The sequence below is a fragment of the Burkholderia sp. BCC0405 genome, assembly GCF_902833075.1.
Lineage (GTDB): Bacteria > Pseudomonadota > Gammaproteobacteria > Burkholderiales > Burkholderiaceae > Burkholderia.
The window spans coordinates 94,677-116,549 of sequence record NZ_CADFEO010000011.1 but is presented as its reverse complement, the minus strand read 5'-3'; the positions used below and the strand labels follow the sequence as shown (position 1 = coordinate 116,549).

Below are 21,873 nucleotides of genomic sequence, written 5' to 3'. Positions count from 1 at the left end.
AACCGATGACTGAAAAGAACCAAAACCGTGTGCGGGCATTCTGCCGCTTTGCGATCGTGTACGTGCTGCTGTTCGTGTGCGCTGGAAACATCACCAACAGCGTGCTGTTGAAGTGGGGGTTCCGCGACCACGAGCGGGGCGATTTCGCGACGAGCTACAGCCTCGTCGGGATGATGAACGGTGACGCGCCGAAGCCCTTCGTCTATCGCTCGTCGTTCCCGAAAGCCGGGAAATGGATCGCCGAACGCATCGACCCGGCCGTGCGGGACAAGTTGTTCAAATCGATCATGCGGCGCGATTCGCTGCATACCAGCTATTTCACGAGCCTGCCGGGCGAATACTGGACACCGGTCGTGGCGCTCGTCTACCACTGGACGTATATCGCCGTCGTATTGTCGACGCTGCTTGCGCTGTGGCTGGTCTACAAGCTTGCCCGGCTGCACGGCCTGAACTTCGGGCATTCGATCGGGTTCATGGCGGCGTTCAGTTTCATCTACCCGCTGACGTTCCAGCAGGGCGGTTATTACTACGATTTCTTCGAACTGCTCGGCGTGCTCGGCGCGTGCTACTTCGTGCTGACGAAGCGATTGCTGGTGTGCACGCTGACGATCGCGGTGTTTTCGCTGAACAAGGAAACGTTCTTCCTGGTGCCGCTCGCGCTGTTCTTCCTGCACGAGCGCGACGTCGCGTTGTCGAAGCGCGTCGGCTGGCTCGTCGTGCAACTGGCCGTCTGCGCGGCAACCCGGCAGTTCATCATGAGCGGATATGGCGGGAACGGGGGTGGTTTCGTCGAATACCACGCGTGGGAGAACCTGAAGTTCTGGCTGAATCCCAAATCCTATCTGTCGTTCTACAACCTCGTCGGCAGGGGCATCTTTACCCCGAGCCTGCAGAACCCGCTGATGCTCGTGCCGCTCGCGGTGTTCTTCCGGGCGGCATGGCGTACGACGCCCGCACGCTACCGGGCGTACTTCCTTGCTGCGTTCCTGCCGGTGCTGGTGCTGTTCTGCTTCTTCGGCTACCGGGACGAGGCGCGAAACTTCTCGGTCGCCTTTCCCGCGATCGTGCTGATCGCGCTGCATGGCGCGACCCGGTTCAGTGCGATCTTCGGCGACAGCGACAGCGACAGCGACAGCGACAGCGCCGGCGTGCAGGCTGGCGTTCACGCCGGGGCCGGTCGTTTGCCTGATGCCGCCCTGGCGACGGAGTCGGTGCGATGAACTGGCTGATCGTGATTGCGAGCGGCGCGTTCGGCGGGCTCGCCAGCCTGTTGCTCCGGGTGGCGGCCCTCAAGGGCGTGGCGCTCGGCGAGTCGAGCCTATTGCCGTGGATCGTGCGCGGTGCGGCCGTCGGCGCTTACGGGATCGGCTTCGTGCTGTACGCAGTCGCGCTGCGCAAGACTTCGCTCGGCATTGCGTATCCGGTCATGGTCGCGACCTCCATGCTCGTGGTGTTGGCATTCACGGCGCTGCACGAGCACCTGTTGCGGCCGATGCAGGCGCTCGGCGCGGCGGTCATCCTGATCGGGGTCTGGATGGTCACGCGGTTCGCCTGATCCGGCATGGCCTGCAGCCGGTGCGCGGTACCGCGGTTGTTGGGGGCCGGCCGGCGCCTGCTGCCGCACCGGTTCGTCGTCAGCGCCGGTCCGGCGGCTTCTCCGGAAGCCGGCGATATTTGATCCGGATCGCCCGCGCTCGCGAGGCGCCATGCCCGTGTGCGAATTCGTCTCGCCGGCGCGGCCAGGTTCATGCGTGCCCGCGGTTTCTGCCGCGTTTCTGCCTCGCAGGGGCTCGGGGAGGAGGCCTGTAGAAACACGCCCCCGATCAATCCGTCTCCATTCCCGAACAGCCCTCCAGCCTCGCGGTTTTATCCTCGCTCGCCACCCGCCGCCCGGCAGTTTTCTCCGAAATACATCACAAGTCATTCATCCGATGAAAAAACCCCTCCGGTTCCCGGTATGATGCGCACCTTGCGTTGATCGGACGCACAATTTTTGATGCGATTTTTACGCACGCGGCACCACAAATCCGCACAATCCGGACGTGAAAGATTCTGTAATATAAATTCCGTATACTCGTAAGTTCTGATCCAGGCGCCGCCCACCATTTCCGTCGGCCGGCCGCCCAAGCAGAACAACCAGATACGTCGCCGCCTGGCCGTCTTGCGCCGCGACACGCTATGCACCACCACTGAACAACCTATGTCTTCCCGCCACTCTGGTTCGCCCGGCCGCGCCGCGGCGGTGATCGCCCGTTTCCGGGCGCTGATCCGCAACGAGCGTGTGCTGTCGCCGCTGCTCGCGCTCGGCATCGGCCTGCTGCTGATCGTGGTTTTCCAGCACCTGTCGGAATCCGTCGACTACCGGTCGGTGATCCGCCAGCTGCGTCACATGTCCGCCGGCGAGTGGGGTGCGTCGCTGGCCGCGACGGCCCTCAGCTATCTCGCGCTCGTCGCCCGCGACGCGGTCGGCCTGCGCTACGTCGCCGCGAAGGTGCCGCGCGTCGCGTTGTGGATCGGCGCGATCGCCGGGTCCGCGCTCGGTAATGCGACCGGTTTCGGCGCGCTGACGGGCGGTGCGGTGCGCGCACGCGTGTACGGCGTGTCGGGCGTCACGCCCGCGCAGATCGGCCGGATGACGGTGTTCACGAGCGGCACGCTGGCGCTCGCGATGGTGTTGATGACGGCGGTCGGCATGGTCTGCGTGCCGGAAGCGCTCGCCGCGATGCTGCACGTCGCGCCCGGCGTGCTGACGTGGACCGGCGCGGCGCTGCTGGTGGTGCTGGCCGCGCTGGTCGTGATGTGCGGCAACGCCGCCCGCCCGGTCGTCACGCGCTTCAAGTGGCTGTCGTTCGACGTGCCGGCGCGACGCGATCTCGTCGCGCAGGTCGTGTATGCGGTACTCGACGTCGTCGCGGCGGGCCTGACGCTGTGGGTGCTGCTGCCGGCCGCGCCGGTCGGCTTCCCGACCTTCATTACTGTTTACGCCGCGGCGTTGCTGCTCGGGATGATCGGCCATACGCCGGGCGGGATCGGCGTGTTCGAAGCCGCGATGGTCTTCACGCTCGGTCGCGAAGTGCCGCCGCACGCGATGGTCGCCGCGCTGATCGCGTATCGCGCGATCTATTTCGGCGTGCCGCTCGTGCTGTCGGCCGGCCTGCTGGCCGGTTTCGAAGGCCGCGCGCTGCGGCGCCGGCTCGTGACGCGGCAGGCCGTGCGCGTGTCGCAGCTCGCGCCGGTGTTCCTGAGCCTCGTGACGTTCGCGGTCGGCGGGATGCTGGTGATCTCGAGCGCGACGCCCGCGTTCTGGCACCGGATCGCGATCCTGCGCCACCTCGTGCCGCTGTGGGTGCTCGAAGGCTCGCAGGTGATCTGCAGCGTGCTCGGTGTCGCGCTGCTGTTCGTCGCACGCGGGCTGCTGCGCCGCCTCGACGGCGCGTGGTGGATGACCTTCGCGCTGACGCTCGCGAGCCTCGCGCTGTCGCTGGCGAAGGGCCTCGCGTTCGTCGAAGCCGGCGTGCTCGGCACGCTGCTGGTGCTGCTGCTCGTCAGCCGCCGCCGCTTCAACCGCCATTCGTCGCTGCTGGCCGAGCGCTTCACGGTGAGCTGGTTCGTGTCGGTGGCGATGGTGCTGATGCTGGCCGTATGGGTGCTGTTCTTCGCGTTCCGCGACGTGCCGTACACACGCGAGCTGTGGTCGCATTTCTCGTTCGACGCGCGTGCGCCGCGTGCGCTGCGCGCAACGCTCGCGGCCGGCGTGTTCGTCGCGCTGTTCGCGCTGTGGCAATTGCTGCGCCCGGCGCCGGGCCGTTTCGTGAAGCCCGCGGAGCAGGATCTGTCGGATGCCGAACGAATCATCCGCGCGCAGGAATGCAGCGATGCAGGCCTCGCGCTGATGGGCGACAAGTCGTTCCTGTTCTCGGAGTCCCGCCGGGCGTTCCTGATGTATGCGAAGAACGGCCGCACGTGGGCCGCGCTGCACGACCCGGTCGGGCCGCGCGAGGAATGGCCGGCATTGATCAGCAAGTTCATCGCGCTCGCACACGCGCATAGCGGCCGGGCGGCGTTCTACCAGGTGCGCGCGAACGCACTGCCGCTGTATCTCGATGCGGGGCTCACGCTGATGAAGCTCGGCGAGGAAGCGCATATCGCGCTCGACCAGTTCGACCTGAAAGGTTCGAACCGCTCGCACCTGCGCTACGCGCTGCGCCGCGGCGAAAAGGACGCGCTGACGGTCGAGGTGATCGCGCCAGGCGACGTGCCGGCCGCGCTGCCGGCGTTGCGCGACATCTCGGACGGCTGGCTCGACAGCCGCGACGCGCGCGAGAAGAGCTTCTCGGTCGCCGCGTTCCACGACGGCTATCTGGCGACGCAGTCGGTGATGCTCGTGCGGCAGGCCGACAAGCCGATCGCGTTCGTCACGTTCATGACGACCGACCTCAACACCGAGGCGACGGTCGGCGTGATGCGCCATCTGCCGGAGGCGTCGCCGTACGCGATGGAATATCTGTTTACGCAGCTCGCGCTGCATCTGAAGGAAGCGGGCTTCCGCAAGCTGAGCCTGGGTATCGCGCCGTTCTCGGGGATGGGGGCGGCGAAGATGCCGTCGCCGTTGCACCGGATCGGCCTGATGGTCTGGCGCTTCGGCGGCCGCTTCTACAATTTCCGCGGCTTGCGCGCATTCAAGAGCAAGTTCGAACCGCACTGGGAGCCGCGTTACCTCGCGGCCTCGGGCACGGTCGGCGTGTTTGTCACGCTGGCGGATCTGTCATTGCTGGCGGGAGGTCGGCGTTCATGATGTCGAAGAAGGGAATCGCGCGGGCGGCAGCCGCCTGCGCGGCAATGATGCTGGCCGGCGCCGCGTGCGCCACGCAACCGGCCGCCGTGAAGGCCGAAACCGTGTCGGGCGGCCGCTACGGGCCTGTGACCGTGACCAAACCCAGCGGGCCGCTGCGCGGCTTCGTCGTGCTGTTTTCGCGCGAGGCCGGGTGGAATGCGGCCGACCAGCAGGCCGCCGATGCACTCGCGAAGGCCGGTGCGATGACGGTCGGCGTCGATTCGGAGCGTTATGCGATGAATCTCGCCGCGAAGCCGGAGACCTGCCACCACCTCGACGGCGACGCCGAAGCGGTCAGCCACCAGCTCGAACGCCTCGCGCAATCGTCGCGCTATTTCACGCCGATCGTCGCGGGCGTGGGTCAGGGCGGCGCGATCGCGAAGCAGATCCTGTCGATGGCGCCGGAGAACACGATCGCCGGTGTCGTATCGGTCGATCCGGCCGCCAAGCTCGATCCGCGCTTCAAGCCGTGCCCGCCCGATCCGACGATCGTGCGCCGCGCGATGCCTGGCTTCGTCGAAACGGCGGCCACGGGCGATTCCGCGAAGCTCGTGTCGCTCGTCACGTCGCATCTGCGGGATACCACGAGCGGCGACGAACTCGACGTGTCGGACCTGCCGCTCGTCGAACTGCCGGCCAAGGGGGGCAACGGCCAGCTCGCGATCGTGATCTCGGGTGACGGCGGCTGGCGCGATCTCGACAAGACGATTGCCGAGGCGCTGCAGCGCGACGGCGTGTCGGTGGTCGGCATCGACAGCCTGCGCTATTTCTGGAGCGAGAAGCCGCCGGCGCAGGTGAGCCGCGATCTCGCGCGCGTGATGCGCACCTACATGGCGCGCTGGCATGCGAACCGCGTGGCGCTGGTCGGCTATTCGTTCGGCGCCGACGTGATGCCGTTCGCGTACAACCGGCTGCCGGCCGACCTGCGCGACAAGGTCGCCGTGATGTCGCTGCTCGGCTTCGCGCCGGCCGCCGATTTCCAGATCCGCGTGACGGGCTGGCTCGGCATGCCCGCGAGCGACAAGGCGCTGAAGGTCGCGCCGGAAATCGCGAAGGTGCCGCCGCAGCTCGTGCAGTGCTTCTATGGCGCGGAAGAGAAGGACACGATGTGTCCGGCGCTCGTGAACACGGGCGCCGACGTGATCAAGACGCAGGGCGATCACCACTTCGGCCGCGACTATATCGCGCTCGAGAAGAAGATCCTCGGCGCGTTCGGCAAGCCGGTCGCGGCGCGCTGAACGCGGGCGCCCGCTTCGCGGCGAGCGCCGGCCGGTAGCTTCCGGTTCATCGTACGGGCGGCCTGCGGGCCGCCCGTTTCATTTTCCGGCTGGCGTTGCCGCGTTCTGCTGCGGCATCGCCGCTCGCGCGTCGTGCTGGTAGAAGCCGGGAAACCGGTCGAGCTGGCGCCGCGCGGCCGCGATGTCCGTGCCGTCGCCGAGCACCGCGCTCGAAAACCCCGTGCGTTCCATCAGCAGCAACTGGTCGACCAGCACGTCGCCGGTCGCGCGCAGGTCGCCGGCGAAGCCGTAGCGCTTGCGCAGCAGGTACGCCTGGCTGTACGCGCGCCCATCGGTGAACGACGGAAACGCCAGGTCGATGCGCGCAGCCCGCGCGATGTGTCCGGCGAGCGGCGGCAGTTCCTCGTCGTTGCCGATCGTCAGCGTCGCGTCGTCGTGCCGCGGCGTGTCGCCGGCATGTTCGGCCGGCGTCAACAGCCGGATGCGTGCGGTAGGGTGCGCCTGCTTCATGCGTGCTCCTCCTGATGGCGCGCAGCGTTCGCGGCGGCCTTGAAGGGTTCCGTGCCGACGCGGCGGACGGTGTCGATGAATCGTTCGCTGCGACCGTCGTCGTCGTTTCGCGCGTCGAGATACGCGTTGACGATCGCATCGACGACATCGACGATCTCGTCCGCCGAAAACGACGGGCCGATCACCTTGCCCGGCCGTGCGGGGCCGCTCGCGCTCGAGCCGTCCGAGCCGCCGAGCGTGACCTGGTACCACTCGGCGCCGTCCTTGTCGACGCCGAGGATGCCGAGGTGGCCGCTGTGGTGATGGCCGCACGAGTTGATGCAGCCGCTGATGTGCAGGTCGATGTCGCCGACGTCGTGCAGCATGTCGAGATCCTGGAAGCGCTCGGCGATCGCATCGGCGATCGGGATCGAGCGTGCATTCGCGAGCGCGCAGAAGTCACCGCCCGGGCACGCGATCATGTCCGTCAGGAGTCCGACGTTCGCGCTGGCGAGCCCGATCGCGCGCGCGTTTTCCCACAGCAGGAACAGGTCGTCGACATGCACCCACGGCAGCACGACGTTCTGCGTGTGCGTGACGCGCGCCTCGCCGGCCGAGAAACGGTCGGCGAGATCGGCGAGCGCGTCGAGCTGGTCCGGCGACGCGTCGCCCGGCGCCTGCAGGCGGCGCTTGAACGACAGCGTGACGATGCGAAGCGCCGGATCGCGGTGGTCGGCCACGTTGCGCGTGAGCCAGCGCGCGAAGGCCGGGTGGCGTGCCGCCTGGGCGGACAGGCGCAGGTTCGCGTCGCGCAGGCTGACCGTGCGCGGCTTGAGCCGCGGCGGGACGAACGATGCGGCGACGCGGTCGAACTCGACCTGCGCAATCGTGTGCAGCCCGCCGTCGTGATCGACGATCTGGCGGAACTCCTCCTCGACCTCGTCGATGTAGCGCTGCCCCTCCGTCTTCACGAGGATCTTGATGCGCGCCTTGTACTTGTTGTCGCGCCGTCCATAGCGGTTGTACACGCGGACGATCGCCTCGATGTAGTTCATCACGTGCCGCCACGGCAGGAACGCGCGCAGCAGCGTCGCGATCATCGGCGTGCGGCCCATCCTGCCGCCGACGCTCACACGAAAGCCGAGTTCGCCCGCGTCGTCGCGCACGAGCTTCAGCCCGACATCGTGCCAGTCGGTGGCTGCGCGGTCTTCGGTTGCGCCGGTGATCGCGATCTTGAACTTGCGCGGCAGGAACGCGAACTCGGGGTGCAGCGTCGTCCACTGGCGCATCACCTCGGCGAACGGGCGCGGATCGGCGATCTCGTCCGGTGCGACGCCGGCGCGCTCGTCGCACGAGATATTGCGGATGCAGTTGCCGCTCGTCTGGATGCCGTGCATGTCGACGGTCGCGAGCAGGTCCATCACGTCGGCGGCCTTGTCGAGCGGAATCCAGTTGAACTGCACGTTGGTGCGGGTCGTGAAGTGCGCGCTGCGGGTCGGCAGGCGCAGCGTGCCGAGCAGGGCCTGCGCGTCGGATGCGGCGCGGTAAGTGGCGTCGTCCGGCACGTCGTAGTCGCGCGCGATCCGCGCGAGCACGCGCAGCTGCGCGCTCGACAGTTCGCCGTACGGGACGGCCACGCGCAGCATCGGCGCGTGGCGCTGCACGTACCAGCCGTTCTGCAGGCGCAGCGGCCGGAACGCGTCTTCGCTCAGCGTGCCGTGCTGCCAGCGTTCGAGCTGGTCGCGAAACTGGGCGGCGCGGCTGTGCACGAGCGCCCGGTCGAAAACGGTATATCGATACATGACGTGATACGCGAGAGGAGCCGCGGCGTGACGCGCGTGGCTCGGGAGAGAGGTTGCGACGGGTGTCGGGCAACCGCAGACAGCGTAGGGAACGCGGCGAGGCGGGACAAGCAGCAGATGGGGACGAAAAGGGCGCAGCAGATGGCCGGCGTGACGCCGGCGCGGGCCGGGCCTGCGTGCGTGCCCGTGGCGGGTGTTTAGGCGGCGGCGTCGACGACGAGCGCCGGGTCGAGCGCGCGGATGCGCTGGTCGATGAAGTAGCCGCCGCCTTCCTGGTAGCGCAGGAACAGGCGGCCGCACGAGCGGCAGCGGTTGACGGTGCAGCGGTTGTACGGGAAATGGCGCAGTGCGATCGGCGCGTCGTCCGACGTGTAGCGCGTGCCGGCCGGGTGATGTTCGGCGTAGGTCGGCTCCGTCTCGCCCGGCGGCGCGAGCGTGGCGACTTCGGTCAGTTGCGCGTCCTGCAGCGACAGCGGCAGGGTCGTCCATCCGGCGAGCGGCGTTTTCGTGCAGGCGCACGACTGCGTGACGTGCGCGGCTTCAGCGGCCAGTTTCAACAGCGCGTCGTGATCGAGGTAGGGCAGTTGACTCATGGGCAATCGTGAGGAGCGGCGGGATCGGCACTGTAACCCGCGTGCGGGTCGCGTGCATCACCATGACGCAGGCAGGGTGCACCGGGTGAGATTCAAGCGCCCTTGCGGACCGACGGCTGCGCGACGAGCTCGCCCAGCACACGAATCGCGTGCTCGATGTCGCGGCTCCACGGGTGGCCGAAGTTCACGCGCACGCAACGCTCGAAACCGTGCGCGGCCGAAAACAGCGGCCCCGGCGCGAAGCTGATCCCGCGTGCGATCGCCTGGCGATGCAGCTCCATCGCGTCGATCGCGTCGGGAAACGCGAGCCACAGAAAATAGCCGCCTTCGGGCCGTACCCATTCGACGCCGGCCGGCAGCCAGCGCCGCAGCGCGTCGTCCATCCGGTCAAGCTGCGCGTGCAGCGCGCCGCGCAGCTTGCGCAGGTGCCGATCGTAGCCGCCATGCTCGAGATAGTTCGCGATGCCGGCCTGCGCGGGAATGCTGGCCGACAGTGTCGTCATCAGCTTCAGCCGCTGCACCTTCTCCGCGAACCGGCCGGCGGCGGCCCAGCCGATCCGGTAGCCGGGCGCGAGCGTCTTCGAGAACGAACTGCAGTGCATCACGAGGCCGTGTCGATCGAACGCACGCGCGGGCAGCGGATAGTCGGGGCCGAAGTGCAGCTCGCCGTATACGTCGTCCTCGATCAGCGGCACGTCGCGCGCGGCGAGCAACTCGACGAGCGCGCGCTTTTTCTCGGCGGACAGCGTGACGCCGGTCGGATTCTGGAAATTGGTCATGAACCAGCACGCGCGGATGTCGTGCCGGTCGAGCGCGTTCGCGAGCGCATCGAGATCGAGGCCCGTGTGCGGATCGACGGGAATCTCGACCGCGCGCAGGTCCAGCCGCTCGATCGCCTGCAGCGCCGCATAGAAACCCGGCGCTTCGACGGCCACGACATCGCCGGGCCGCGTGACGGCCATCAGGCACAGGTTCAGCGCTTCGAGCGCGCCGTTCGTGACGACGATCTCGTCGATGGGTTGCGAGATGCCTGTCGCGAGATAGCGCCGTGCGATCTGCTGGCGCAGCGCCTCGTTGCCGGGCGGCAGGTCGACGACCGTGCTCCACGGGCTGACGAGCCGCGTGGCCTGCGCGAGCGATTTCGCGAGGCGCGGCAGCGGAAACAGTTGCGGCGACGGGAAGGCGGAGCCGAGCGGCACGATGCCGGGTTGCGTGGCCGCGTCGAGGACGGAGAACACGAGGCTGCTGATATCCACCTTGCGCGTGGCGCCGGCACGGCTGGCGCGGCGCTTGGCGGCGGGGCTTGCTGCCGGCGTGGCGCCCGGCGCGACGTAGTAGCCCGAGCGTTCGCGCGCGCGGATCAGCCCCCACTGTTCGAGCAGGTAGTACGCACGAAACACCGTCGACTGGCTCACGCCGTGCTGCGCGATGATCTGCCGCAGCGACGGCAGGCGCGTGCCGACGGCGAGGTTGCCGTTGCGGATGTCGTCGGCGATCGTGTGGGCGAGGGTTTCGTAGCGTTTCATCGGCGAGGGTGGGGCGCGCCGTCGCCACGCGCGGGCCGGAGTGGCGCCGCGCCGGCGGGCGCGGCTCATTGTCCGATGCGCGGCCCGAAAAGGAAAGTGCGGGCCCGGCGGACGCGCTTTCCTGCCGCGTCAGGCCGCGTTCGGCTCGACGCTCTGCGGGCTCGCACCGCCGCGCAGCGGCGGCAACGGCTCGACCTTGCCGACGATGAACAGGTACGACAGCGCGCCGACCACGCACAACGCACCGGCCACCGCGAGCGGTACGACGAACGAGCCCTTCGTGATCGACAGCATCACGCCCGTGAACGTCGTGATGAAGATCCCCGCGAGATTGCCCGCGAAATTCTGGATGCCGCCGAGCGATGCGACATGCGCCGGCGTCGGCGCGACTTCGCCGACGAGCGTCCACACATTGGCGCCGGCGAACGACAGGCTTGCGTACGCGAGGGCGAACAGGCCGAGGCAGGCCCACACGTTCTCGACGAAGGCCGACAGTGCGATCGACGAAGACAGCAGCATGCCGAGCACGAGGCAGGTCTTGCGGGCGGCAGTCGCGCTCCAGCCGCGGCGGAACAGGCTGTCCGACACATAGCCGCCGAGCCAGCCGCCCGGAATCGCGAGCAGCGCGGGCAGCATGCCCCAGGTACCGAGCGACGCGAGCGAGAAGCCGCGCGACTGCAGCAGGTAGCTCGGGAACCACGTGATGAAGAAGTAGATCGCGAAGTTCAGGCAGAACAGGCCGATCATCATGCCCCACACGGTGCGGTAGCGGAACAGGTCGAGCCACGATACCTTCGGGCCGTCGGTTGCGGCCGCAACGGTTGGCGCGCCGCGCTGCGCGAGCAGTGCATCGACGGCATCGGGCGCGACCGCGCGATAGCGTTCCGGGTCGCGATAGATGAACCACCATGCCAGTGCCCACACGATGCCGATGCCGCCGGTGATCACGAACGACCCGCGCCAGCCGACGATCGAGATCAGCCATGCGACGAGCGGCAGCGACAGCGCGGAGCCGACGCGCGAACCGCTGTCGAAAATGCTGCTCGCGAGCCCGCGTTCGCTGCGCGGGAACCAGTTGAACGCAACCTTTGCGAACGACGGGATCGCCGCGGCTTCGCCGACGCCGAGCATCAGCCGCACGCCGACGAGTTGCGCGAGGCCGCGCGCGGCCCCCGTCGCGACGGTGAACACCGACCACCAGCCCACGGCCAGCGCAAGGCTCACGCGCACGCCGACCTTGTCGATGAACCAGCCTGCCGGCAGTTGCAGGAACGCGTAGGTCCAGAAGAACGCGCTCAGCACGAGCCCCATGCCGACCGCGTCGAGGCCGAGGTCGGCGCGGATGCTGGGCGCCGCGATCGCAAGGTTCGCGCGGTCGATGAAGTTGATGACGTTGGCCAGGAAGCACATGAGGATCATGGCCCATCGGATGCGTGGCATGCGGTGTCTCCGCGCGGAATGTCGTGACGGGCCGCCGGCGATCCGCAGCGCCGGCGGCCTCGATGGGCGGGTTATTGCGTGGCTTGCGACGGCGTGCGGTCGAACTTCGCGAGCGCTTCCCACAGGCCGTTCAGGTAGACCGCGCCGAGCGCGCGGTCGTAGAGGCCGTAGCCGGGCTTGCCCGTCTCGCCCCAGATCATGCGGCCGTGGTCGGGGCGCACGTAGCCGGTGAAGCCGGTGTCGTGGTACGCCTTCACGATCGCGGCGATGTCGAGCGAGCCGCAGCTCGACAGGTGGGCGGTTTCCTCGAAATCGCCGTTCGCGTCGACCTTCACGTTGCGGATGTGCGCGAAGTGAATGCGGCCCATCGCGCCGAATTCGCGCACGAGCGCTTCGACATCGTTCTGCGGGCCCGCGCCGAGCGAGCCCGAGCACAGCGTCAGCCCGTTCGCGGGCGTGTCGACGATGCGCACGATTCGCGCGAGATCGTCGCGGTTCTTCACGATGCGCGGCAGTCCGAAGATCGGGCGCGGCGGATCGTCGGGGTGGATCGCCATCTTCACGCCGGCTTCTTCCGCGACCGGAATGATCGCCTTCAGGAAGTATTCGAGGTTCGCCCACAGCGCGTGCTCGTCGATGTCGCGATACTCGGCGAGCAGGGCCTTCAACTGTTCGGGCTGGTAGCTCGAATCCCAGCCCGGCAGTGCGATGCCGTCATCCGGATCGATCCGGTCGACCGCGTCGGTGCTGAACGCGAGGCAGGTCGAGCCGTCGTCGAGCGTCTTCGACAGCTCGGTGCGCGTCCAGTCGAACACGGGCATGAAGTTGTAGCAGATCACGCGCACGCCGGCCGCGCCGAGATGGCGAATCGTCTGACGGTAGTTGTCGATCAGGCGGTCGCGGCCCGGCTTGCCGAGCTTGATGTCCTCGTGGACGGGCACCGACTCGACGACTTCGAACCGCAGGCCGGCGCGCTCGATCGTCGCCTTCAGCGCGTCGATCTTGTGCGCGGGCCAGACTTCTCCCACCGGTTCGTCGTAGATCGCGGACACGATATGCGTGACGCCCGGGATCTGGCGGATGTATTGCAGCGAGACCGGATCGGACTCGCCGTACCAACGGAAAGACATCTTCACTGGAGCGGCTCCTGGCTGGCGGTTGATGCATCGGGCGGACGGGCGGCAGCGTGCCGGCCCCGTCCCCGGTGTGCGGATTATGATTGGTATGCCAGTTATGCTGGATAGTGGTTTACCAGTTGCCGGGATAAAAGCCGGCTGACATGACATTTCACGACGCGCCCAGCGCACCGGCGAAGACGCGGAACCGGATGCTGCCCGGAATTGGTGTACCATTTTGGCGATCCGGCGCCGCGACGGCGCCGGCCAGCCTGTTGCGAGCCTTTCGATGACCGATCTTTCCAGCCTGCCGGCCAGCCGCGATACCGATGCCGCGGACCGCTCCTATATCGGCCTTGCGCGGCAGATTCACGCGATGGTGGCTGCCGGCGCGTTCGAGGCCGGCGCGCGGTTGCCGTCCGAGCGCAGCCTGGCCGACCAGTTCGGCGTGAGCCGCACGCAGGTGCGCGAGGCGATCGTCGCGCTCGAGGTGCAGGGGATCGTCGAAGTGCGAATCGGTTCGGGCATCTACGTATCGGCGGCCGACGCCGCGCGGCCGGTGACGTTCGAGGTGCCGCGCGGCCCGGGGCCGATCGAGACGTTGCGCGCACGCGGGCTGATCGAGGCGGAAGTCGCGGCGCTCGCGGCGACCGAACGCAAGGATGCGGATCTCGACCGGCTGTTCTTCTCGCTGACGACGATGCGCGAGCAGATGAACGACAAGGTCGCGTACGACGCGGCCGATCGCCAGTTCCACCTGCGTATCGCGGAATCGACCGGCAACACGGTGCTGCTGCACATGGTCACCGCGATGTGGGACTGCGCGCGCAGCGATCCGCTGTGGGACAAGATCGAGGAACATTTTCACTCGACCGCGCTGCGCGAGGCGTCGCAGGAAGATCACCAGCGGATCTTCGCGGCGATCATGGCGCGCGACGCAACTGCCGCACGCGAAGCGATGCGTGCACACCTGTCGCGTGTGATCGCGGAGTTCACGCAGGCGTGGCGCTGACGTTCGTTCCGGCAAGCGGAAACGGGCCGGTGTAACGGCATCCGCACGCGCGTCGTCGATGGGGGCACGCGCCTTATCCGGCTTCTTCCAATTGCGCGACCGTAGGTTTTATGGTCTCGTTGCGGGATATCGCATCGACTCGAAAAAGGACAGTCGAATGCAGCCGGGCGATTCACGCGGAGTCCGATTGATCAGGGGAATCGGCGCACGTACGCGCGCACGTGTCGCCGTGCGCAGGCTGCTTATCATTTTGACGACGAGCTTACTTGCCTCTGCGCTTGCGGCGTTCGCCGCGTCTCCCGAAGCCGTCAACGACAACGTGCTGCGCGTGCTCGCATGGCCCGGCTATGCGGACAGCGACGTCGTCAGCGCGTTCGAAGCGCAATTTCACGTACGTGTCGAAGTGAGTTTCGTCGACTCCGATGAAGCACTATGGACGCGCATGCACAGCGCGGCGCCACCGCCGTATGACGTGCTGGCCGCGAACACGGCCGAGATCCAGCGCTATGCGCACGAACGTTTGCTCGCGCCGATCGACCTGTCGCGCATCCCGAACCGGCGGCGGCAGTTGCCGAACTTCCAGCAACTCGCGACGATCGACGGGCTCGTGGAGGATGGCGCCATCTATGCGATCCCGTTCACGTATTCGTCGATGGGGCTGATCTACGATCGCAAGCAGGTGTCGGCCGCGCCGCGCTCGATGCGGGAGCTGTGGAATCCGCGCTACCGCGGCAAGGTGCTCGACTTCAACAGCGCGCAGCACAATTTTTCGTTTACGGCGCTGGCGCTCGGCTATCCCGATCCGTTTCGCCTGTCGAGCGCGCAGACGCTCGCCGTCGCGCACAAGCTGATCGCCCTGCGCCGCAACCTGCTGACGTACTACACGCTTCCCGAAGAGGCGACCGCGTTGTTCGTCCAGCATCGTGCGGCCCTGATGTTCGGCAACTACGGCACGCAACAGGTCGAACTGCTGCGACGTGCCGGCGCCGACGTCGGTTACGTGATCCCGGACGAGGGCGCGCTCGCGTGGCTCGACTGCTGGGCCGTCACGCGCGGCGCGCAGCATCCGGAGCTCGCGTTCGCATGGATCAATTACATGCTCGAACCGGCGATCGGCGCGCTGCTGACCGAACGCCAGGGCCTCGCGAACACGCTCGCGCCGCCGCCAGGTCTCGACACCGGGCACCAGCATCTCGTCTGGCTCCAGCCTGTCGAGGACATCGCGCGGCGCGAATCGCTGTGGAGCCGCATCGTGTCGGGCGACCGGCCTGAGCGGTTCGGAAAATGATCCGGCTCGGGCTCACGTCGAAACTGTCGGTGCTGTTCGCGTGCATCGGGGTGATCGCGTCGGGCGCGACCGGCTATTACACGTATCGCGCGAACCGCGCGATGCTCGTGCAGGAAGCGCAGCACAGCCTGTTGATGTCGACGCAGCTGCTCGGACAGCGCTTCGCCACGGTGCTGTCCGACGTCGCGGACGATGCGCTCGTGCTCGCGCAATTGCCGTCGTGCGCGCTGGTCGCGGGCGGCGACAACCGGGAGGGCGCGCCACGCGTGCGGCTCGAGCAGGTGTTCTACAGCTTCATGAGAAATCACCCGGAGTACCTGCAGATCCGCCTGATCGCGCGCGGCGATTTCGGGCTCGAACGCATCCGCGTCGATCGCGATGCGCACGGCATCGTCGTATTGCCGGACAGTGCGTTCCAGGAGAAAGGACAGTTCTCCTACGTATTCGATACGCTCGCGACGGCGCCCGGCCATATCTACCTGTCGCCGATCGTGATCAACCACGAGACGGGGTCGCACGCAGCCGAAGGGCTGCCGATCCTGCGCGTGGGCACGCCGGTCGTCGACACGTCGGGCCAGACGGTTGGCGCGCTCGTCGTCGATGTCGAGCTGTCGCGCGTGTTCGAGCGGCTCGAACGCGATTTGCCGGAAGACTATGAGGTGTATCTCGCGAACGAGTGGGGCGATTTTCTCGTGCACCCCGATCCGTCGCAGACGTTCGGCTTCGATCGCGGCAGGCGCGTGCTGATGCAGGACCGCTTCGCCGTCACACGCGCGCTGTTCGACAGCGCGCGCACAAACGTTACCCTCAATGGCCTGACCGATCCCGCCGCAGCGCCGGGGCAGATGTTCGCGTTCGCGCGCACGCCGTTCGGACACGACGAGGGCAACCGCTTCGTCGTGCTCGGGATGGGGCGCCCACTGGCGGATGTGCTGGCGCCGGCCGGCATGCTCGGCGAACGGATCGTCCGGATGGTGCTCGTGTCGAGCTTGATGGCGGTGATCCTCGCGATCCTGTTCGCGCGTGCGATCACGCGGCCGCTGCAGACGCTCGCGCGCGCCGCGACGCACGTGTTCGACGATCCGGCCGCCGAGCAGCTGCCGGTCGGGCGTGCCGACGAGATCGGCGTGCTCGCGCGCTGTTTCGAGAGCATGCGCGTCGAGATCCGCACGCAGGTCGCGATGCTGCGGGCGAAGCAGCTGGAGCTCACGCACCTCGCCGGGCACGATGCGCTGACCGAGCTGCCGAATCGCCTGCTGTTCATGGAGCGTCTCGACGCTGCGATCCGGCGTGCGGCCGCGATGCACGAAGGGCTGGCCGTGATGTTCGTCGACCTCGACCGCTTCAAGCAGATCAACGACCAGCACGGGCACTCGGCCGGCGACCGCACGCTCGTCGCGGTCGCCCAGCGGCTGAGCCTCGTGCTGCGCAGCGGCGACATGGTCGCGCGGCTCGGCGGCGACGAATTCATCGTGCTGATTGCGGACGTGCGCTCACCGGCGGTGATCGGCGACGTCGCGTCGCGCATCCAGCTCGTGATGGCCGAGGAACTGGAGTTTGGCGACCGGCGCGTGGCGGTCGGCGCGAGCATCGGCGTCAGCGAGTTTCCGGCTGACGGCGCGTCGGCCGAGGAACTGCTCGTCAAGGCCGACGCGGCGATGTACGCGGCGAAGGCGTCCGCGCAGCGCGCGTTCGTGCGCTACCAGGATCTGGTCGGCAACGGGAGCGGCGCCGGCTGCGGGACGGACGAAGCGGCCGGCCGGGCCGCGTCGGGCGGCGGCCGGTGAAGCGCGCGATGCAAACGCCACGAGCCCGTCGCAAGACGGGCGCGTGGCTCGCGCGGACTGCGCGCGAAGGCGCGCAGCGGGCAGGCTTAGTGGCCGAAGTAGACCGAGTCGCGCGGGTTTTGCGCCTTAACCGCCGGCGCGCCACCCTGGACGGTCGCGGCCGGTTGCGCACCGTAGCCGCTGTTGTCGGCGGCGTGCACGCGGGCTTGCGCGGCCTGGATGTCGGCCGGGTAGTACGGGCTCGCCTGGCTCGGCTTGTAGCCGGCGCTTTCGAGCTGGACCAGCTCATTGCGCACTTGAGCACGGGTCACGGTGCTTTGGGCGAATGCGCCGAACGAGGCGGACAGGGCGACAGCGGCAACGACTGCGGAAACGAGCGATTTCATGATGACCTCCGATGTTTTTGGCTTTCCGCGTTCGACACCATGTCGTAAGCGGTTGATTACATCGTAGGCGCCGGTCGATCTAGGGTAAACGTGAGTTTTGGCGAAAGATCGTTGCAGCCGGGACAATAATTTCGAGATAAACGCCTTCTGTCCCTCATCCATGTTGCCGGATTTGCAAGGGAGAGGGGCGGATGCGCGTGGCGCGGGCGGAGAGGATGCGAACGGGCTGCGACGCTGCCGGATCAGACGTCGTCGTCGATTTCCTTGCGCTCCCGGCGTTCCTCGTTGCCGCGCCGCGCGCGCAGGCGCTGGCGCGACAGCACGGCGATGACCTGCTGGGTCGGCGCGCCGGACGGCAGTTCGTTGCGGATGCGATCGGGCACCATGGGCAGGCCCGCGCGCTGCCGGCGCAGCGCCTTGGCGATTGCCCGGCGGCATTCGTCACCGTGGCAATCCCATTCATCGCGGATTCTCTGGCAATAACGGCATTGTTCCATCGGGACAGTCTAACGCGTCTTCGGGAACGAGGCTGGGCGCCGGCCCCGACGCGTCACGCATTGGCCGCGGCACCGGCGAGCGCTTTCGCATGAGACTGGAAGCGGCGATGTTCTTCCGGCGGCACGAGCGAGCCGCCCGTCGCCCAGATGACGTGGGTCGACCGGCGCAGGTCGATCGCGTGGCGCTGCACGTAGTCGCGGCCGGCCGGGGACTGCGACAGCCAGCCGGGGCCGCCGACGGCAGCGGCGGCCGACGGCTCAAGCGCCACGCCCGTCGACCGCTGAACCGCGAGCAACTGGGTGTAGAGCTGCGCGTCGCTGACGGTGAACACGCCCGACAGCAGCGACGCCATCAGCGGACTGACGAGGTGCGAGGCCTGCGCGACGGCCAGGCCATCGGCCTCGGTCCGGTTGTCGAGCCCCGCGTCGTAGACGGACACGGGCTTCCCGGGGCCGGCGGCCAGCTGGACCAGCATGCACGGCGACGCGACGGGTTCGGCGAAAAAGCAATGCACGTGCTCGCCGAACAGCGCCTTGAGGCCATACGCGATGCCGCCCGGTGCGCCGCCGACGCCGCACGGGAGATGGACGAAGAGCGGATGCGTCGCGTCCACGCGGCGGCCCGCTTCGGCGAGCTGCGCGGCGAGATGCCGGGCGCTGGCCGCGTAGCCCAGGAACAGCATCAGCGAGCCTTCGTCGTCGACGAAGTGGCTGCGCGGCTGATTGCGTGCCTGCGCGCGTCCGGCCGCGACGGCCTGTGCGTAGTCGCCGTCGTGTTCGACGACGCGAACGCCGCGTTGTCTCAGGCGCGCTTTCTTCCACGGCTTCGCGTCGGTCGACATGTGAACGACCGACTCGAACCCCAGCGCGGCGGCCATCACGCCGATGCTCAGGCCGAGATTGCCGGTGCTGCCCACGATGACGGTGTTTGCGGCAAACCGTTCGCGTGCGGCGGCCGATGCGAGGATCCGCCGGTCGCCCGCGGGTTCGAGCAGCCCATGTTCGATCGCGATCGACTCCGCGAGCGCGAGCACTTCATGAAAGCCGCCGCGCGCCTTGATCGAACCGGCGACCGGCAACGCGTCGTCGCGCTTGATGAACCACGCGCCGTGAGTGTCCGCCGGGAGCGACAGCGTGCGCTGCAGGCGGTCGGCCGGCATCAGCGGCGATTCGATTTTTCCGGCGCTTGCCGCGAGTTCGGGAAACAGCTCGGCCATCAGCGGCTCGCAGCGCGCCAGCCGCGCTTCGGCCATCGCAATGGCCCCAGGCGACGGTGCGTCGTGCGGCAGCGGGCCGCCGGCATGGGGATTCAGCCACAGCAGCGGGCGGCACGATTGCAGTTTGGCTAATAGATCGGCGGGCTGGAGCGTAATGGTCATGGATCGGTCTTGCATCGGATAAACGGAGCATCTGGCCGGAATGCTACGATTCGGGACGGCTGCGCAAAAGCGCCGATTTCTAATGAATGCATTAGCCTGACTGATATCTATGCGACTCGACGGTTCGATCCTGGGTGCGTTGCACTGTTTTGAAACGGCCGGCCGGCTGCTGAGCTTCACGAAGACGGCACAGGCGTTCAACCTGACGCAAAGCGCCGTGAGCCAGCAGATCAGGAACCTGGAGGACCGGCTCGGTTATCCGCTGTTCGTGCGCCAGGCGCGCGGACTGAAGCTGACCGAGAAGGGCGCGATCCTGCTCGGGACGGTGTCTGGCGCGTTCGTCGACATCAATCGCACGCTTCAAGCGCTTGGCCTGTCGGATGCCCCGCTGCAGGTCAGTTGCCTGCCGTCGCTCGCGCTGCAGTGGCTAATGCCGCGCCTGTCCGAATTTCACCGGCAACAGCCGAACGTGCCGGTTCGCGTGAAGGCCGAGTTTCAGGTGCTGGATCGTCAGGCCATGGAGGCCGACGACATCGATGTGGCTGTGCGTTACGACCCGGTGCATTACGATCGGTTGCATGCCGAGCCCGTGCTCGACGAAATCCTGTTTCCGGTCGCCACGCCGGCGTATCTGGCGCAGCATCCGGCCTTTGCCAGCGGGGCATCGCTGGACGGCGTCGTCCTGCTGCACGACGCGGCTCCATGGGGCGGCGCACCCGAATTCGTCGAATGGCGCACGTGGCTGGAGGCGGTTCGTCCGGCGTGGACGGCCCATCTTGACGGGCCGCAGTTCAATTTTTCCAGCCTGGCAATCACGGCCGCGCTGAACCATCAGGGCGTCGCGATGGGGCGCGCCGCGCTGGTGCATGACGAGATCGCGAGTGGACGGCTCGTGGATGTCTTCGGCAGGCATGTGCGTGCGCCGGCGCGCTACCTGCTGTTGTCACGCAATCCCGGCGATCCGCGTACCGTGGTGTTTTCGGACTGGCTCAAGGCCGAGTGCGCGCGTTTCGATGCAGCGCGATCGCATTTGCTTTCCAACGGAAGCAAACGCCGGTCACCGATGCTGTCGGATAGCTGAATCGGAGTGCGAAACAGATGGGTGACGAATACAGATGCAAACTACAATTTCCCGTCCGTCTCCATACGGATTGCTTGCGCGCGGAGCGGGCTGGCAAGCGTTACTTGAGTTGCCAGATGCCCCAGATGGCGATCAGCAGGCCAAGGCCGAATCCGCAGCCGAGCAACACGTAGGTTTCCATTTCATGCCTTTAAAAGCGTGGCGGCGCCGATGCGGGCATCGGCGGGCGAGCAGCAAAGTCGGTGACGCGTCGTCCGCACCGTCGGGCGGGGCGATACGCCGGGTCCGCGAATACTACGCCGGGCAGCTTTCAGAACGCATGCGTCATCGATGGCGGTGCGCCGCCTGCTAATTCTTGCCTGCGTGCGCGTTGCCCATCTGGGTCACGTGCGATCCGCCGTGCCGCAACACGCCCGATTTCCAGATCATCTGCGACGCCGCGACGAGCACGAACAGCAGCACGACCATCCTGAAGAGGCGCGGCGACATCTTGTCCCGCAGCGGGCGAACGAGCCACATGCCGGCAATGGCCGGGAGGCTGGCCGCTGCCGAGATCGCGAGGTCGGCGCCGCTCGCGTGCGCGGCGCCGCTGAACGTCGTGATCAGCGTGACGATGGACACCACGAGGATGATCGCGATCTGCTTCGTGAAGACGCGCCCGGTCGCGCCGGACGAAATCAGGTAGGTGGCGAGCAGCGGGCCGGGCACCGACGCGATGCTCTCCATCAGCGCTGCGCCGAAACCGAGCGCGAAGCCGACAGGCTTTTGCCACGCATCCGGCAGGCTGAGTTTCGGCGCGGCGAGCATCAGCGCCGCGGCCACGATCAGCAGCGCGCCGGACGCCGCCTGCGCATGACCCGGATTGAGCGACAGCAGGATCGCCACGCCGACGATATTGCCGATCACGGTGCCCGCGATCGGCGCGGCGATCCTGCGTGCCGTCGCCAGCAACTGGCCGCCTTCCAGCGCCTGCGGAATGTTGCCGAGGATGATCGGCATCGACAGCAGCAGCACCGCCTGCCGGATCGGCAGGAACTGGCTGAGTATCGGCATCGCGATCAGCGGCACGCCGATGCCCGTGATCCCCTTGGCCATGCCGCCCAGCAGCAGCGCAACGGCGATACCGGCCAGATCGAACGCGCTGAGCCCCTGCAGGCTGGAGACCAGCACACCTTCAGTCAGATTGAAATGCATGATGGAATGGCATGTCGCGGCATTTCCGGCAGCGAGCGCTGTCGACGGAGCCCGTTGCGGTCGCGTGCGTGTTGCACGCACTTGTTCTGGATCGGCTAGAACCGGAAGTCGATTGCAGGACGCCGCGCCGTTGTGCGGCCGGGGCTGCAGGCAATCGATAGGCGGTTCGAGGATGCATCTTACCCGAGCGTTGTGAAGGACATTCGGCATCG

Annotated in this window: 18 protein-coding genes; 8 read left to right on the top strand and 10 right to left on the bottom strand. The window is 67.5% G+C overall.

Annotated elements, in window-relative coordinates:
- The first annotated feature begins 5 nt into the window (after positions 1 to 5).
- The 4 genes from HWX36_RS19815 to HWX36_RS19800 all read left to right on the top strand — a co-directional run bounded on the left by HWX36_RS19815 (position 6) and on the right by HWX36_RS19800 (position 6,072).
- On the top strand, positions 6 to 1,220 hold the full coding sequence (locus tag HWX36_RS19815) for a hypothetical protein (protein ID WP_244136465.1): 1,215 nt from the start codon (positions 6 to 8) through the stop codon (positions 1,218 to 1,220).
- Positions 1,217 to 1,555, top strand: a complete 339-nt coding sequence (locus HWX36_RS19810) for a small multidrug resistance protein (RefSeq protein WP_175953886.1) — start codon at positions 1,217 to 1,219, stop codon at positions 1,553 to 1,555. Before HWX36_RS19815 ends, HWX36_RS19810 begins: the two co-directional genes overlap by 4 nt.
- A 645-nt stretch (positions 1,556 to 2,200) precedes the next feature.
- Positions 2,201 to 4,795 (top strand): bifunctional lysylphosphatidylglycerol flippase/synthetase MprF, encoded by a 2,595-nt coding sequence (gene mprF, locus HWX36_RS19805; RefSeq protein ID WP_175953883.1) that lies wholly within the window; start codon positions 2,201 to 2,203, stop codon positions 4,793 to 4,795.
- Complete coding sequence (locus HWX36_RS19800; RefSeq protein WP_175953881.1) at positions 4,792 to 6,072, top strand: virulence factor family protein; 1,281 nt, start codon at positions 4,792 to 4,794, stop codon at positions 6,070 to 6,072. The genes mprF and HWX36_RS19800 overlap by 4 nt, the downstream gene beginning before the upstream one ends.
- Before the next feature lie 78 nt (positions 6,073 to 6,150).
- Here the strand turns inward: HWX36_RS19800 and HWX36_RS19795 are convergent, their stop codons facing one another.
- From HWX36_RS19795 to uxuA, 6 genes are all read right to left on the bottom strand, one after another.
- Entirely contained in the window at positions 6,151 to 6,582 is a 432-nt protein-coding gene (locus HWX36_RS19795) for a DUF934 domain-containing protein (protein WP_175953879.1), read from the bottom strand.
- Positions 6,579 to 8,363, bottom strand: a complete 1,785-nt coding sequence (locus HWX36_RS19790; protein WP_175953877.1) for a nitrite/sulfite reductase — start codon at positions 8,361 to 8,363, stop codon at positions 6,579 to 6,581. Before HWX36_RS19790 ends, HWX36_RS19795 begins: the two co-directional genes overlap by 4 nt.
- Positions 8,364 to 8,560: 197 nt before the next feature.
- Positions 8,561 to 8,956, bottom strand: coding sequence for a hypothetical protein (locus HWX36_RS19785; RefSeq protein WP_175953875.1), 396 nt, complete (start codon positions 8,954 to 8,956; stop codon positions 8,561 to 8,563).
- Positions 8,957 to 9,048: 92 nt separating this feature from the next.
- On the bottom strand, positions 9,049 to 10,482 hold the full coding sequence (locus HWX36_RS19780) for a PLP-dependent aminotransferase family protein (RefSeq protein WP_175953873.1): 1,434 nt from the start codon (positions 10,480 to 10,482) through the stop codon (positions 9,049 to 9,051).
- Between the two features lie 129 nt (positions 10,483 to 10,611).
- Positions 10,612 to 11,922, bottom strand: coding sequence for an MFS transporter (locus tag HWX36_RS19775; protein WP_175953871.1), 1,311 nt, complete (start codon positions 11,920 to 11,922; stop codon positions 10,612 to 10,614).
- 71 nt (positions 11,923 to 11,993) lie between these two features.
- Entirely contained in the window at positions 11,994 to 13,058 is a 1,065-nt protein-coding gene (gene uxuA, locus HWX36_RS19770) for a mannonate dehydratase (RefSeq protein ID WP_175953869.1), read from the bottom strand.
- A 268-nt stretch (positions 13,059 to 13,326) separates the two neighbouring features.
- Here uxuA and HWX36_RS19765 point away from each other — a divergent pair, with 268 nt between their 5' ends.
- The 3 genes from HWX36_RS19765 (at position 13,327) to HWX36_RS19755 (ending at position 17,124) form a co-directional block, all read left to right on the top strand.
- A complete protein-coding gene (locus tag HWX36_RS19765) occupies positions 13,327 to 14,049 on the top strand; it encodes a FadR/GntR family transcriptional regulator (RefSeq protein WP_175953867.1) in 723 nt (240 codons plus the stop codon).
- Positions 14,050 to 14,206: 157 nt separating this feature from the next.
- On the top strand, positions 14,207 to 15,337 hold the full coding sequence (locus HWX36_RS19760; RefSeq protein ID WP_175953865.1) for an extracellular solute-binding protein: 1,131 nt from the start codon (positions 14,207 to 14,209) through the stop codon (positions 15,335 to 15,337).
- A complete protein-coding gene (locus tag HWX36_RS19755; RefSeq protein ID WP_175953863.1) occupies positions 15,334 to 17,124 on the top strand; it encodes a GGDEF domain-containing protein in 1,791 nt (596 codons plus the stop codon). The genes HWX36_RS19760 and HWX36_RS19755 overlap by 4 nt, the downstream gene beginning before the upstream one ends.
- Before the next feature lie 86 nt (positions 17,125 to 17,210).
- Here HWX36_RS19755 and HWX36_RS19750 read toward each other — a convergent pair whose 3' ends face one another.
- From HWX36_RS19750 to HWX36_RS19740, 3 genes are all read right to left on the bottom strand, one after another.
- Positions 17,211 to 17,510 carry a DUF4148 domain-containing protein gene (locus HWX36_RS19750; protein ID WP_175953861.1) on the bottom strand — a complete coding sequence of 100 codons (300 nt, stop codon included), beginning with the start codon at positions 17,508 to 17,510 and terminating at the stop codon, positions 17,211 to 17,213.
- Positions 17,511 to 17,752: 242 nt separating this feature from the next.
- Complete coding sequence (locus tag HWX36_RS19745; protein ID WP_027791787.1) at positions 17,753 to 18,007, bottom strand: hypothetical protein; 255 nt, start codon at positions 18,005 to 18,007, stop codon at positions 17,753 to 17,755.
- Positions 18,008 to 18,060: 53 nt separating this feature from the next.
- Positions 18,061 to 19,386 carry a D-serine ammonia-lyase gene (locus tag HWX36_RS19740; RefSeq protein WP_244136464.1) on the bottom strand — a complete coding sequence of 442 codons (1,326 nt, stop codon included), beginning with the start codon at positions 19,384 to 19,386 and terminating at the stop codon, positions 18,061 to 18,063.
- Positions 19,387 to 19,495: 109 nt separating this feature from the next.
- On the opposite strand from HWX36_RS19740, the gene HWX36_RS19735 reads away from it, so the two are divergent.
- Positions 19,496 to 20,467, top strand: a complete 972-nt coding sequence (locus HWX36_RS19735; RefSeq protein ID WP_175953857.1) for a LysR substrate-binding domain-containing protein — start codon at positions 19,496 to 19,498, stop codon at positions 20,465 to 20,467.
- A gap of 348 nt (positions 20,468 to 20,815) precedes the next feature.
- On the opposite strand, the gene HWX36_RS19730 is transcribed toward HWX36_RS19735, so the two are convergent.
- On the bottom strand, positions 20,816 to 21,661 hold the full coding sequence (locus tag HWX36_RS19730) for a sulfite exporter TauE/SafE family protein (RefSeq protein ID WP_175953854.1): 846 nt from the start codon (positions 21,659 to 21,661) through the stop codon (positions 20,816 to 20,818).
- Between the last annotated feature and the right edge of the window lie 212 nt (positions 21,662 to 21,873).

Coding starts and splice junctions, on each gene's coding strand:
- HWX36_RS19815 (WP_244136465.1), top strand. CDS start 6: ATGACTGAAAAGAACCAAAACCGTGTGCGGGCATTCTGCCGCTTTGCG.
- HWX36_RS19810 (WP_175953886.1), top strand. CDS start 1,217: ATGAACTGGCTGATCGTGATTGCGAGCGGCGCGTTCGGCGGGCTCGCC.
- mprF (WP_175953883.1), top strand. CDS start 2,201: ATGTCTTCCCGCCACTCTGGTTCGCCCGGCCGCGCCGCGGCGGTGATC.
- HWX36_RS19800 (WP_175953881.1), top strand. CDS start 4,792: ATGATGTCGAAGAAGGGAATCGCGCGGGCGGCAGCCGCCTGCGCGGCA.
- HWX36_RS19795 (WP_175953879.1), bottom strand. CDS start 6,582: ATGAAGCAGGCGCACCCTACCGCACGCATCCGGCTGTTGACGCCGGCC.
- HWX36_RS19790 (WP_175953877.1), bottom strand. CDS start 8,363: ATGTATCGATATACCGTTTTCGACCGGGCGCTCGTGCACAGCCGCGCC.
- HWX36_RS19785 (WP_175953875.1), bottom strand. CDS start 8,956: ATGAGTCAACTGCCCTACCTCGATCACGACGCGCTGTTGAAACTGGCC.
- HWX36_RS19780 (WP_175953873.1), bottom strand. CDS start 10,482: ATGAAACGCTACGAAACCCTCGCCCACACGATCGCCGACGACATCCGC.
- HWX36_RS19775 (WP_175953871.1), bottom strand. CDS start 11,922: ATGCCACGCATCCGATGGGCCATGATCCTCATGTGCTTCCTGGCCAAC.
- HWX36_RS19765 (WP_175953867.1), top strand. CDS start 13,327: ATGACCGATCTTTCCAGCCTGCCGGCCAGCCGCGATACCGATGCCGCG.
- HWX36_RS19760 (WP_175953865.1), top strand. CDS start 14,207: ATGCAGCCGGGCGATTCACGCGGAGTCCGATTGATCAGGGGAATCGGC.
- HWX36_RS19755 (WP_175953863.1), top strand. CDS start 15,334: ATGATCCGGCTCGGGCTCACGTCGAAACTGTCGGTGCTGTTCGCGTGC.
- HWX36_RS19750 (WP_175953861.1), bottom strand. CDS start 17,510: ATGAAATCGCTCGTTTCCGCAGTCGTTGCCGCTGTCGCCCTGTCCGCC.
- HWX36_RS19745 (WP_027791787.1), bottom strand. CDS start 18,007: ATGGAACAATGCCGTTATTGCCAGAGAATCCGCGATGAATGGGATTGC.
- HWX36_RS19740 (WP_244136464.1), bottom strand. CDS start 19,386: ATGACCATTACGCTCCAGCCCGCCGATCTATTAGCCAAACTGCAATCG.
- HWX36_RS19735 (WP_175953857.1), top strand. CDS start 19,496: ATGCGACTCGACGGTTCGATCCTGGGTGCGTTGCACTGTTTTGAAACG.
- HWX36_RS19730 (WP_175953854.1), bottom strand. CDS start 21,661: ATGCATTTCAATCTGACTGAAGGTGTGCTGGTCTCCAGCCTGCAGGGG.